Source organism: Staphylococcus pragensis, from assembly GCF_004785665.1.
Taxonomy (GTDB): domain Bacteria; phylum Bacillota; class Bacilli; order Staphylococcales; family Staphylococcaceae; genus Staphylococcus; species Staphylococcus pragensis.
Genome location: NZ_SRPJ01000002.1, coordinates 47,713 through 60,369 on the forward strand (window position 1 = coordinate 47,713; position 12,657 = coordinate 60,369).

The following is a 12,657-nucleotide window of genomic DNA, read 5'->3' on the forward strand; positions in this document are numbered from 1 at the left end:
TTATTAATCATGGCAGAAGAGAAGAAAATGAGTTATGAAGAAGCGGGTAAAAAGGGCGGAGAAACAACAGCAGAAAATCAAGATAAAGAATTTTATCAAGAAATCGGAGAAAAAGGCGGGAAAAACTCATAATTTTTAAATATACATCATGGAAAAAATAAGGCGTGGGAATGATTTAATATAGGTCATTTCCACGCTTTTATATTTAGCATATTTACATTTCTGGTTGCTTTTTCAATGACAAGATGAGTATGAGTAGCAGTATCAACACGATACCAATAATTTGAATAGACTTAAATGAGACATCAAGCCACAACGCACTTGTAACCACGGCAATAACGGGTTCAATTGTACCCAGTAGTGTCGTTTCTTTAGGAGAAAGGTATTTCAAACTATCGATAAAGAGATAGAATGCTAAAGCTGTTCCAGCGATAATCCCAAAAATGAGATATCCTATCGTAGACGGTGCCATTTGAGTTAAGGGCACTTGCCAAATCGGATGCTTAAAATTCATTGCAATACCTGAAATAATCATTGCCCAACCTACGACTAAGATAGAAGGAAACTTTTCAATTAAGCCAGTAGCATAAATTGTATAAAAGGCTAGCGCAATGCCTGAAATAATCCCCCACATTAGGCTGGTAGGGGAGACAACTAGATGTGAAATAGACCCATTTGTGAGTAATAAAAATGTGCCGATTAATGTCATCGCAATGGCTAAAATATCAAAAGGACGAAACACATCTAACCCGCGAATGACAAACCAAATAATAATGTAAACGGGCGCTATGTATTGTAGTAAAGTAGCGACGGCTACATTCCCCGTAGCAATCGAAGACATGTAGGCGTATTGTACAAATAGCATGCCTAATAAACTATAAATAAGTAAACTGATGAATGTTTTTAAATTTTTAAAAACAACTAATATAGAACGCTTTGGATATAATACTTTGTAAACGCCCAGAAGGAAGATACCGCTAACAATAAGACGTGCAGTCACATACCAATCTACATCTATACCACGTTGGTTAAATAATAAGTCAGAAACGGTGCCACCCAATCCCCATAACGTAGCCCCAATAATAGCGAAGAGCACACCTTTTAATCTATGTTGTGAGTGAGCCATTCAATGCACCTCCATCTATTTTGTTAAATTATAAATCTCATAATATAATGTTTTTAAATAATATAATACTCAAATAGTGTTAAAAACTATCAAGATATTGAGGTGTTTAAGAATGAGTAAATATATGATTATCACTGATGATTTAGAAGAAAAGATTAAATATCCAGATGGACGTTGGCCTCACGTTATTTTACATACTAAATTAAATGAAACTTTACTAGGTTACATACCGCTACATTGGCACTACGCTTTACAGTTTATGTATGTGACCGAAGGAATGATTCAAGTTAAGATAGCAGATAATGAGATAGTGATTGAACAAGGAGAAGGGCTATTTATTAATTCAAATATTGTCCATGAAATTCATGAGGTTCGGTCTAATTCGCGTTTTTATTGCTGGAATGTAGGATTACCTGATGTAACAGACTATATTAATTTTAAATATATGAGTTATATTATTGATCAAGCACCTGTGGTTCCATATATCAAATTAGAACGTCATAATGAAGAAGATGTGTGTTTACTGGATAGTATTGAAAAAGTAGGACAGACTTACATTGCACAAAAAGGATATTATCAACTTGAAGTGCTCAGTGAATTTTATCGATGTCTTAATTATTTATTATTAATTTTTGGAAAATATAATAAATCAAATCATTACTTTTTTGATCCAAGAGTTAAACAATGTATTGAATATTTACAATCGCATTATCATAAAAAAATTACGTTACAAGAGCTCAGTCAATTGATACAGATAAGTGAAGCGGAAACAATTAAATTATTTAAACGATTTGTGGGCGATACGCCGTTCAACTATCTTCAGAATTATCGTTTAGGACAAAGCGCTAAGCAATTAATGTATATGAAGTATAGTGTCACAGAAGTAGCGATGTCGTGTGGTTTCTCAACAACGAGTTATTTTATTCAAATGTTTAAACAAAAGTATGAACTTACGCCCTGATGATTGTGCATTTGCTTTTTTATTATAAATATCTAAATGCTTAGATTGTGTATTAGTAGCTATTTCATCTTTAGGTAGTTCATTAGCTTTGTTCATATTTAATTCACGGATATCTTCATTTGAGGTTTTAGTTACGTTATCAATATGATGAGGATCAGTATCTAATACAGAACGACTCATATCGTTACCTTGTAAACTACCAACAAGAATAAAGATTAAATAACTAGAACACGCTAGCAATATGAATGCTAAATAAATGCTGACAGCGATTTTAACGGGTTTTGTCATGGGTCTGCTCATTAAGTTCCTCCTGAAATCATAGCTTTATTCATGTTTAAGGTAACATCACAATTTTAATTTAGTGTAAATAGAGCGTAAATATTTGTTTACTTGTCAAAATGAAATTATCTCTGTCATAAATTAAAAAAATATATTATCATTAAGTATAAAAATATTTACAAACATCAAAAACTTTTAACAATAAATTTACATTTTTAAAACTGACAAAATATGTACGTGTTAGCATACTTTTATTAGTAGTCATAGCTTATTATCTTTTTTAATAAGCGATTACTAAGAATGAAATTAAAAAGAAACTATTAATTTAATCTATATTAATAAATTTATTTTCTTCATTTTCAAAATACATAAATGTTTAAAATGGTTTAAACACAACTTAATATAAAATCAATCAAAGAGAGGGCATTATTTTGATTCTTATTATAATTTGTATCGTATTAATATTATGGCTAGGTATTAAAGAAAAGAAACGCCATAGTAATCGATTAAAGAAGATTCCTATACGAATCAACATTAACGGTATTCGAGGTAAGTCAACGATTACAAGGATGATTTATAGCGTATTAAGAGAGGATCGTTATCGCGTTATAGGTAAAACTACAGGAACAGACGCTCGAATGTTGTATTGGTTTACAGAGAAGGAATATCCAGTAATTAGGAAACCTCAAGGCGCAAATATTGGTGAGCAACGAGATATTATTCGTAAAGTAGTTAAACAAGATGCAGAGGCTTTAGTTAATGAATGTATGGCAGTTAATCCTGATTATCAGATTGTCTTTCAAGAAGATTTAGTTAAAGCGAATATTGGCGCTATCGTCAATGTAATGGAAGACCATATGGATGTATTAGGGCCAACGCTTCAAGATGTTGCGCAAGCTTTTACTGCAACCATTCCTCGTAAAGGGAAATTGGTTGTCATGAAAGATGATTATACTGATTTTTTTGCGAAAGAAGCTAAAAAACGTAAAACGGAATTAATAGTAGTAGATAAAGATAAGATTCCTGAATCATATTTAAGAAAATTCGACTATTTAGTCTTTCCTGACAATGTGGCTATTGTATTAGGGGTAGCACAAGCAGTAGGTATAGATAAAGATGTGGCTTTAAGAGGTATGTTAAATGCCCCACCTGATCCAGGTGCCGTTGAAATTAAATATTTTAATGCAAATAACACACAAAATGTATTTGTTAATGCATTTGCAGCAAATGAACCACAATCTACGAAAGCCATTTTAGATAAGGTGGAGTCTTATAACTATCCTTATACGAAAAAAGTAGTTATCTTAAATTGTCGTTCAGATAGGGTAGACCGCACACGACAATTTGCTGAAGACTTTATTGAAGAAGTCGACTTTGACACATTGATTTGTACAGGTAAAAGTACGCAGATGGTGACAGAAGTCATGCAACGTTTGCCAGAAAAGAAATATCTTAATTTTGAAAATCATGAATTTCGTGATATCGAAAAAGCTATTATGCAAGAATCACAAAATGCGCTTATTTTCTGCGTAGGTAATATTCATGGTCCAGGTGGAAGAATAGCAGAATTTATAGAAGGGATAGAATAAAATGATAGGTTCAGAATTATACTTCTCCTTATTTGTTGGCATTGTATTAAGTTTAATCTTTGCAGAGAAATTTGGGATAAACCCAGCAGGACTCGTAGTACCTGGTTATTTAGCACTTATATTTGATCAACCCGTTATGTTATTATCTGTGCTCGTTATTAGTTGTTTAACGTTCTTTATTGTTACATATGGTATTAGTAGATGGGTAATTTTATACGGACGACGTAAATTTGCAGCCATGATACTCACAGGAATGGTATTAAAATTTATCTTTGACTTAGTTTATCCATTAACACCATTTGAAACAGTTGAAGTTTCAGGTATTGGTGTCGTTATTCCTGGGATTATTGCTAACACAATTCAAAAACAAGGTGTCGTAATTACATTAGCTTCAACAATGCTATTAACATGTATTACATATGTCATCTTATTCTTATACAGCTTTATTAATTAATCGCGAGCAAGGAGCGTAAAGTAATGAAAAAGAAAAAACGGTTAACAGCGAGCGAATGGTTACTTAAGCAAACTAAACGTCATAAACGTCGTAACTTTATTTATACACTTATTGTTTTAATCATTGCAGTCGTTCTTTTAGTCTTTGCTATTCGTGCTGTAAAGGTTGAGCCAGTAGAAGCAATGCCAAAGTCTAATCCTAATGTCATTCGCAGTACATATTTAGGAAACATCACATTAAATCGACATATTAGAAAGATGAACCTTAACGATGTATTTGCTAGCTTGAATGAACCACTTCGTAATAGTGATTTTTCGACCGCATCACTTATTGTTAGTCCCTTTTCAAAAAATGCCACAGATAATCTAAATAAAAATTTAGACAATATTATGTTTTTGAAAAAGCAGAATATTAAGAGTGTGAATTTAATTAACAATACGATTGATAATGTGCAAGCACAAGATTTGAGTAAAAAAGTAGAAGCACAAACAGATTATAACTTCTTAACTGGAAATGGCTCTAATTTAATCAATAGTAAAACGGTGCAACAAAATGTTAAAGGGAAAAAGATAGCTAACGTTTCCTTTACAGATGTGGAGTCAAATTATGAAAATCCATTAAAAAATACGACATCAATTAGTTTAGATCCTAAAATCTTTGTTCCGTTGATTAAAAATTTAAAGGAAAGCAATGATTTAGTCATCGTCAATGTGGACTGGGGTATTCCAAATGAACGAAATGTAACTGACCGTCAAAAGGTCTATGGACATGCTTTAGTCGATGCAGGAGCAGACGTCATTGTTGGTCATAATACAGTAGTACAAAAAGTAGAAAAATATAAAAATGCAAGTATCTTTTATAGCCTAGGAAACCTAACATCAGATTCATTCTTGTCAAAAAATCAAAAAGGTATGGTTGTTCAACATGATTGGGATGGACAACATAATAAGTTCCATCTTACACCTGTTCGAGGCGCAGACGGTAAAATTACTAAAGATAAGATGAATAGAATAGAAGAACAACGTTATTACAACAACATCAAGGATAAAACAATTCAACTGAAACAGGAGAATGGAGGATATACCTATGAATATTAAAAAGCATTGGGTAGGTATCTTAACGACCATCATCATCGTAGTGATCTTATTGATGGTTACTTTTGCGAAAGCGAATGAAGGCCTTGATCAATTTGAGAAGAATGATTTAAAAAATATAACGGAGCAATATTTATCTAAAGGGGCCAGTTAGTATGAATATCTATAATAAAGTGATGCTCACTATTATTTTAATAGTGACAATTCTGATTTCATTTACATTTTATTATTTTAAAAAAGAAGATAAGCCTGATAAAGACACTTTATTTGAGAATAAAATTGCAAATCATAAATCCTCTGGCGATAATAAGACTTATGGCGTAGCATCTAATAATGCCATTGCAACAAGTGTAGGTAATAAGATTATTGAAGACGGAGGTAACGCTGTTGACGCTGCCATAGGTGTTTCATATGCACTTGCTGTGACAGAACCCCATTCATCAGGTTTAGGTGGTGGTGGTGCTACTTTAACCTATAATGGTAATGACGGCGAAGAACCAAGAATGTATGAATATAAGACCATGTCTTCATTTAATTATAAAAAGGGTGATCAAATAGGAACACCTGGCTTTGTGCAAGGGTTACATGATATGCATGAACGCGAAGGTAAAATGGATGAAAAGAAAATCCTTAATTATGTCATCCCATTAGCAGAAGATGGTTTTGAAGTTGATGCGGAATTAGAACGTAGTTTAAAATTGTTTGGTTCTGATATTGATCGCGACTCTCCCTTCTTTAAAGGTAAACGTACTGTACGAGAAGGTGATGTCGTAAAACAAGATGCCTTAGCTAAAACGTTAAGAAAAATTCGAGATAAAGGCACTGGCTATTTCTATAAAGATATCGGGAAAAGCATTTCGAAGCAAATTGATGGTGAACTAAATGAAGATGACTTCAAAGCATTTAAAACAGAAGAAAAGAAACCAGTCAGTACGAAATATTTAAATAATACTGTGTACTCAGCATCAAATCCACTTGGTGGGACATTGATGTTGCAAGGACTTAAAATTGATGAAAGTTTAGATACTCAAAATGATCGTGCTAACTTTATTTCAGGTATTATCAAATCACGTGATGTGATGTATCGTAATAGGGATATTGTTAACGGTCAAGAAGCAAGTAGTGATACACATCTATCTGATGATTATCTATTGAGTCGCTTGAATAGTATTAATTCTAGTTCAAATGTTAACAATGGAAGTGACTTCAATACACAACAAATCAATAACACGAGTACGACGCACTTTGTAGTCATCGATAAGAGCGGTAAACTCGCAAGTACGACGAATACATTATCTAGTTTCTTTGGTTCAGGTAAGTTTGTTAAAGAAGGATTCTACATGAACAACTCATTAACCAACTTTTCTAATGATCCTAATAGTCCTAACGTCGGTGATAAGCATAAAGCACCACGTTCTTATACAGCACCAACCATCGTAGTCGGTCCTGACTTCTACATGGGTATTGGTACGCCAGGAGGAAATAAAATTCCGACGTTGATTAATGAAGTCCTTATTGATTATTTAAGAGGAAATGGCACGTTACAAGAATCCATTGATAAACCACGTTTCTATAATGATGGTGGTACTATCTTTTATGAAAATGCCATGGAAGAACAAGATATCAATGAATTTAAAAATCTTGGTTACGGCGTTGAAGAAAAACGTAATGACCCTAACTTTGGTAGTGTCCAAGGGGCGATTTACAATAAAAATGATCACACTGTAGAAATTGGTCACGACGTAGGTAACCGATAATTTTAAAAATTTAATGTAGAATCAGTACATGAGGCTGGGACAAACTAAATTGTCTCAGCCTTTATTTACGTACGTTAGGTATTAATTTTTTAGGATTAAAAAGTAATCAATATAGTAGCAACTATTGAAATTATAGATAAAACCGATATGATAAAAGGGTAGGTTTAAGGAATTAATTTTATTTTTATAAAAAATGAAAACAAAATGTATTGATTGAATAGAAGTATATAACGAATTGATAAACAAAGTAAGTAAAGGGTGGGCAGTCATGAAAGAAGTTGTGTTAGGTATAGATTTAGGTACAAGTGCAGTAAAAATTATTGCAGTGACTCGACAAGGAGAGGTGGTTGCATCAACAAGTGAACCACTTACATTGATTCAAACGCGTCCAGGGTACAGTGAACAGGACCCTAATGAATGGTTTGAAGCGGTTAAACAAGGTATTAAGCACCTCAATGAAGCATCAAAAATGTCAGATTATGTGGTGAAAGGTATTTCATTCTCAGGCCAAATGCATGGGCTAGTCGCACTGGATGCCAATCATGCGCCAGTACGCCATGCTATATTGTGGAATGATACACGTAACTCTGAACAATGTCGACAAATCAAAGAAGTCTACGGAGAACGTTTAAACGGTAATCCTATTCTTGAAGGCTTCACTTTGCCTAAAATGTTATGGGTGAAACAACACGAACCTGATATTTGGAAGCAAGTAGATGTCTTTGTATTACCGAAAGATTATGTGCGCTATTGTTTAACTGGCCAAGTGCACATGGAATATTCAGATGCAGCAAGCACATCACTACTTAGTCCGCAAACGCATGATTGGACACGCGACGTTGGAGATCATTTCGGTCTTGGGGACATTTATCCTCCTTTAGTACGTTCAACAGGCTATGTTGGAGATGTGCGTACTGAGTTAGCGCAAGAGCTTGGTTTCACTGAACAAGTGAAAGTCTTTGCAGGCGGGGGAGATAATGCATGTGGTGCTATCGGTGCTGGTATTATTAATGATAACGATACACTATGCAGTATTGGAACTTCTGGTGTCGTTCTTAATGTTGAAAAAGATAGCTACACCGAATATCGTAATAATATTCATTTCTTCGACCATAGTGTGCCTCAAACTTTTTATGCGATGGGTGTAACGTTAGCAGCAGGTTATAGCCTTAGTTGGTTGAAGAAGACATTCTTCGAAGATGAGTCATTCGATGATATTGTGGCACAAGCGAGCACTTCATCTGTTGGGGCGAACCGTCTCTTATTTGCTCCTTACTTAGCTGGAGAGCGTACACCTCATGGCGATGCATTTATTCGTGGCAGTTTCATTGGAATTAGTGGTAGCCACACAAAAGCTGACTTTGCGCGTGCCGTACTTGAAGGTATTACGTATTCATTATATGACTCTATTCAGTTGATACGAGAAGCGGGTAAAGAAATTACACACGTAACCTCTATTGGTGGCGGCGCGAAGAGTGCATTTTGGTTACAAATGCAGGCTGATATATTTAATGCTACTATTCGAAAATTAAAACATGAAGAAGGACCGAGCATGGGAGCTGCAATGATTGCAGCATACGGTTTAGAGTGGTTTAACTCATTTGATGAATGTGTCGAACAATTTATCGATATCGAGCGTACCTTCGAACCAAACGAAGAACGTCACCGTCAATACGAAGCATATTATCAAATCTACCAACAAATTTATCAACAAACGCATCAATTAACAGAAGACTTATTAAAAATTGAAGAATAAAATCTAAATTAATATCAAAAGAGAAACGAGCTTGATGATAAAGTTCGTTTCTCTTTTTTGATACTTGAAAGTCCGCTATTCAAAATATTAAATTTAGAATGATTTTATCTACAGAAAATAAATATTTGTAAAATAAATTTTTGAGGCAAATGGATAGGAATAATTTATAAATAAAAATTTCTATTTTAAACGGAATTATATTGACAAAAATATAAAATAAGCGTTTAATATCACTATAAAATATAATCCTTTAAGACATCATGAATATGTTCCAACTACGAAAGGATGAATGATATGTTAATCAATAAGCAAGAACTTTATGAAAGTGTTTGGCGTAATCATTTAAGAACGTTTGCCTACATTAATGAATTAGATTATGAGGCATTACAGACAACCTTACACAAGCATGGCATTCCACTACCAAACAATGACCAATTAGAACAACACATTTTATCTCCTACGCAGAAATTATTTTCATTAGATGATCCTTCCTTACTCGTTTCTTTGAAAGAAGAACCACCACTTAATCACACACTCGACGATTTATACTTTCTTAATGTGTATCCTCAAACAATACATGATCAGATCATTACTTCTTATTATTATCTTCAAAGTATTAACTTAAAATCTAAGACACTGCAAAAACGCAACTTTTCATTTACAGATTCCCAAATTAAACCACTTCTAGCAAATTTAAATATCAGTGCGTCATTGTATTCAAATTATCTTCTTTTATTTAAAATACTTTGTACACATCTTCAAAAAGCAAAATTTAAAATAAAGATTAAAAATGATATTTTATATTGTGAATTAGAAGATTATAAAATAGAGCTTTCGTTAAGTACATTAACTTCGACACATAATAATGAAAGTGTATTAGAAGCACATCTTAGCGCTTACTGTAAATATGCCCCTACAATAGAAATAGGTAAATCTTTAAATCATCAATCTTCTAAACAATCCTTTTTATTAGAATTATTCCTCATCATACTTAAATTTCCTGAAAGTTTAATTTTAGAAGAGTACCGCCTAACTAAACATAATTTATTGCTTTCTCAAAACTTAAAGTCATGCGTCAATCTATATCCCAAACAACCTCTGTTTAATTTCGATACCTTTAAACAACTTATTATTTCCTATAAACGAGACAATGTACAACATTCTTTCTTAGAGTGGTTGCAAACGACTCACTCACTTAATTTAATTCCTCGAGATACTGCATTTCAATTATATAATCAACTTTTCAATAAAAATTATAAACCGACAGAATTTATAACTAAGCGTCAATATCATGAATTAATTGAAATACTGGTGGGAGCTTCGTCATAAATCTATATTATCTCATTAGACCACCTCCATAGTTTTTCTATTACAAAACGAGTTAAATAAAGAGTGAATTAAATTAATAAGTAATTGGTAAAATTTGGTATAATGTAATAACACTTATGTGAGACCATTCATTTAAGTTAAAATATTTATATTAAAAAAACGAAATGATTAAAAATGTAGCAAGTGTGTAAAACTAAAATCTTAAAAGATTTTAGTTTCTCGCTTGCTATTTTTATGTGAGCAAAATAATAGTATCTAATCTAAAATGACGTTACGGTGTAGGTGTAAATGACTCAAAGATAACTACATAATTTTTGCATTGTTACAAATATTTTGGGATTGGGATAAGTAGTTTACAAAGTTACTTTTTACAGTGTAAAATGTTAATAATTAATCATTTGTTAACAATTTTTAGCAAAATTAAAATATTTTATTCCTCAAAAAGTTTCTAAATGTGATTTATTTCACAATTTAGTCTTATTTAACTCTTTAGATGTATTGAAATCGTTTTCCAATGGGTGTACCATAATCATGGTTAACAAATAAATAGAAAGAGGTTTTGGGGAATGAATATTATTTTAGGAGTGGGCACCCTTGTATTAGTGCTTATCGTTATGACGCTATTCTTAAACTTTGCGCCATATGGTAAACAAGGACTACAAGCATTATCAGGGGCTGCTTGTGCAACGTTTTTACCACAAGCGTTCTTAAGTTACGCTATTGGTGGCGTATTTCATATCCAATTTTTTCAAACAATTGGTGATTTAGTAGGAAGTTTAGCGGGAGTAGCAGTTGGGATTTTAACATGTATAAATCTTGGCGTTTCACCTGTATTTGCTGTTATTGTAGGGTTAGTACTATATGATTTCAAATTATTACCAGCTTTCATTGCAGCTTACTTAATTGCATTCGGAATTAAATTTATCGAGAAGAAAGTTCCGGAAGGTTTAGATTTAATCGTTGTTATTTTATTAGCACCAGCGATTGCATTCGGATTAGCGAAAGTGATTAGCCCAGGAGTTATGGCTGTATTACATCAAATTGGTGGCGCAATTACTTCTGTAGGTGCTAGTCATCCATATGCATTAGCCGTTATTTTAGGACTAGTAATTCCAGTAACAGGTATGACACCATTAAGTTCAATGGTATTAACAAGCTTGTTAGGACTAACTGGAATTCCAATGGCGATTGGTGCATTAACATGTACTGGTTCTTCATTCGTAAACGCTGTATTATTTAGCAGACTTAACATTGGTGGTAGTAAATCAAAAGCATTTGCTGTCTTCATTGAACCATTAACACAAATCGATTTAATTGCTAAATATCCTTTACAATTATACGGAACAAATGCCATCATCGGTGTGGTAAATGCATGTATCGTAACATTTAGTGGACTAGTAATAAATGTTAAAGGTATGGCAACACCAATCGCAGGTGCAATCGTATTATTCGGCTTTAATAATGCGACTAAATCAATTCTTACAATTATTGCAGTTGCAATCACAAGTGTGATTTTAGCATTTGTTTTCAGTACGTTAATCAAAAAATTCAATTTAATGAATATGAGTATGAAATTGCCTAGTAAACAGAAACAACCTAAGGAGAGTGTTTAATAATGGCTACTAAAAAAAGCTACGATTATCAAAGTGCATTTGATATCATCGGCCCTGTCATGATGGGACCTTCAAGTTCTCATACAGCAGGCGCTGTTAAAATTGGAAATGCTGCCTATTCAGTATTAGGCAATATGCAACCTGAAAAATTAACAATTCACTATTACGAATCTTTCGCAAAAACACACCAAGGTCACGGTACTGACTTAGCAGTAATCGGTGGCTCAATGGGTTATAGTACATTTGACAGTCGTATCAAAGACTCTATAACAATTGCAAAAGATCAAAATATTGATATTGATATTATAGAAGAAGACGGCCCAAGCATTGGTGAGCACCCTAACTGTGCTTACTTAATCGCAGAAGCTAATGGTCGCCATATTGAAGTGATCGGCAACTCAATTGGTGGCGGTACAATTAAATTAAAAAGAATTAGTGTTGAAGGACTAGAAGTTAACTTTAACCATGGTTTACCTATCTTAGAAATGGACGGCAAAATTGGCAAATCAGAAGTCAATCATTTCTTAAATGATATTAGTGAACTTGGTGCATCTATTGATGAGGAAATGATCGAAACGGGCAAAGATCATAGTTTAGCGGTATTACCATTAACTAAAGCATTACCTGAATCAACGTTAAATCAAATTAAAGAAAAATATAGTCACTTAAACATATCCTATATAAAATAGAGGGGGATTA

General features: G+C 33.1%; 13 protein-coding genes. 11 read left to right on the forward strand and 2 right to left on the reverse strand.

Features of this window, described 5'->3' with window-relative positions:
* Nucleotides 1-9 precede the first annotated feature (9 nt).
* Complete coding sequence (locus E2558_RS06005) at nt 10-132, forward strand: KGG domain-containing protein (RefSeq protein ID WP_126565485.1); 123 nt, start codon at nt 10-12, stop codon at nt 130-132.
* A gap of 82 nt (nt 133-214) precedes the next feature.
* Here the strand turns inward: E2558_RS06005 and E2558_RS06010 are convergent, their stop codons facing one another.
* The gene (locus E2558_RS06010; RefSeq protein WP_126565486.1) at nt 215-1,126 is read right to left on the reverse strand and encodes an EamA family transporter; all 912 of its coding nucleotides are present in this window, start codon (nt 1,124-1,126) and stop codon (nt 215-217) included.
* 112 nt (nt 1,127-1,238) lie between these two features.
* Between E2558_RS06010 and E2558_RS06015 the strand changes: the two genes are divergently transcribed.
* Nucleotides 1,239-2,087: an AraC family transcriptional regulator gene (locus tag E2558_RS06015; RefSeq protein WP_126565487.1), complete on the forward strand. Its 849-nt coding sequence runs from the start codon at nt 1,239-1,241 to the stop codon at nt 2,085-2,087.
* Here the strand turns inward: E2558_RS06015 and E2558_RS06020 are convergent.
* Entirely contained in the window at nt 2,031-2,387 is a 357-nt protein-coding gene (locus E2558_RS06020; protein ID WP_371869272.1) for a hypothetical protein, read from the reverse strand. The genes E2558_RS06015 and E2558_RS06020 overlap by 57 nt on opposite strands.
* 410 nt (nt 2,388-2,797) lie before the next feature.
* On the opposite strand from E2558_RS06020, the gene pgsB reads away from it, so the two are divergent.
* From pgsB to E2558_RS06060, 9 genes are all read left to right on the forward strand, one after another.
* Nucleotides 2,798-3,955 carry a poly-gamma-glutamate synthase PgsB gene (pgsB, locus tag E2558_RS06025; protein ID WP_126565488.1) on the forward strand — a complete coding sequence of 386 codons (1,158 nt, stop codon included), beginning with the start codon at nt 2,798-2,800 and terminating at the stop codon, nt 3,953-3,955.
* Between the two features lies 1 nt (nt 3,956).
* Nucleotides 3,957-4,409 (forward strand): poly-gamma-glutamate biosynthesis protein PgsC, encoded by a 453-nt coding sequence (pgsC, locus tag E2558_RS06030; protein ID WP_126565489.1) that lies wholly within the window; start codon nt 3,957-3,959, stop codon nt 4,407-4,409.
* 23 nt (nt 4,410-4,432) lie between these two features.
* Nucleotides 4,433-5,506: a CapA family protein gene (locus E2558_RS06035; RefSeq protein WP_126565490.1), complete on the forward strand. Its 1,074-nt coding sequence runs from the start codon at nt 4,433-4,435 to the stop codon at nt 5,504-5,506.
* A complete protein-coding gene (locus E2558_RS12335; protein ID WP_168210221.1) occupies nt 5,496-5,657 on the forward strand; it encodes a hypothetical protein in 162 nt (53 codons plus the stop codon). Before E2558_RS06035 ends, E2558_RS12335 begins: the two co-directional genes overlap by 11 nt.
* 1 nt (nt 5,658) lies before the next feature.
* On the forward strand, nt 5,659-7,260 hold the full coding sequence (locus tag E2558_RS06040) for a gamma-glutamyltransferase (protein ID WP_126565491.1): 1,602 nt from the start codon (nt 5,659-5,661) through the stop codon (nt 7,258-7,260).
* Nucleotides 7,261-7,528: 268 nt separating this feature from the next.
* Nucleotides 7,529-9,016 carry a xylulokinase gene (gene xylB, locus E2558_RS06045; RefSeq protein WP_126565492.1) on the forward strand — a complete coding sequence of 496 codons (1,488 nt, stop codon included), beginning with the start codon at nt 7,529-7,531 and terminating at the stop codon, nt 9,014-9,016.
* 294 nt (nt 9,017-9,310) lie between these two features.
* On the forward strand, nt 9,311-10,345 hold the full coding sequence (locus E2558_RS06050; protein ID WP_126565493.1) for a hypothetical protein: 1,035 nt from the start codon (nt 9,311-9,313) through the stop codon (nt 10,343-10,345).
* Between the two features lie 566 nt (nt 10,346-10,911).
* Nucleotides 10,912-11,958 (forward strand): PTS sugar transporter subunit IIC, encoded by a 1,047-nt coding sequence (locus E2558_RS06055; protein WP_126565494.1) that lies wholly within the window; start codon nt 10,912-10,914, stop codon nt 11,956-11,958.
* A 2-nt stretch (nt 11,959-11,960) separates the two neighbouring features.
* The gene (locus E2558_RS06060) at nt 11,961-12,647 is read left to right on the forward strand and encodes a serine dehydratase beta chain (protein WP_126565495.1); all 687 of its coding nucleotides are present in this window, start codon (nt 11,961-11,963) and stop codon (nt 12,645-12,647) included.
* The last annotated feature ends 10 nt before the right edge of the window (nt 12,648-12,657 follow it).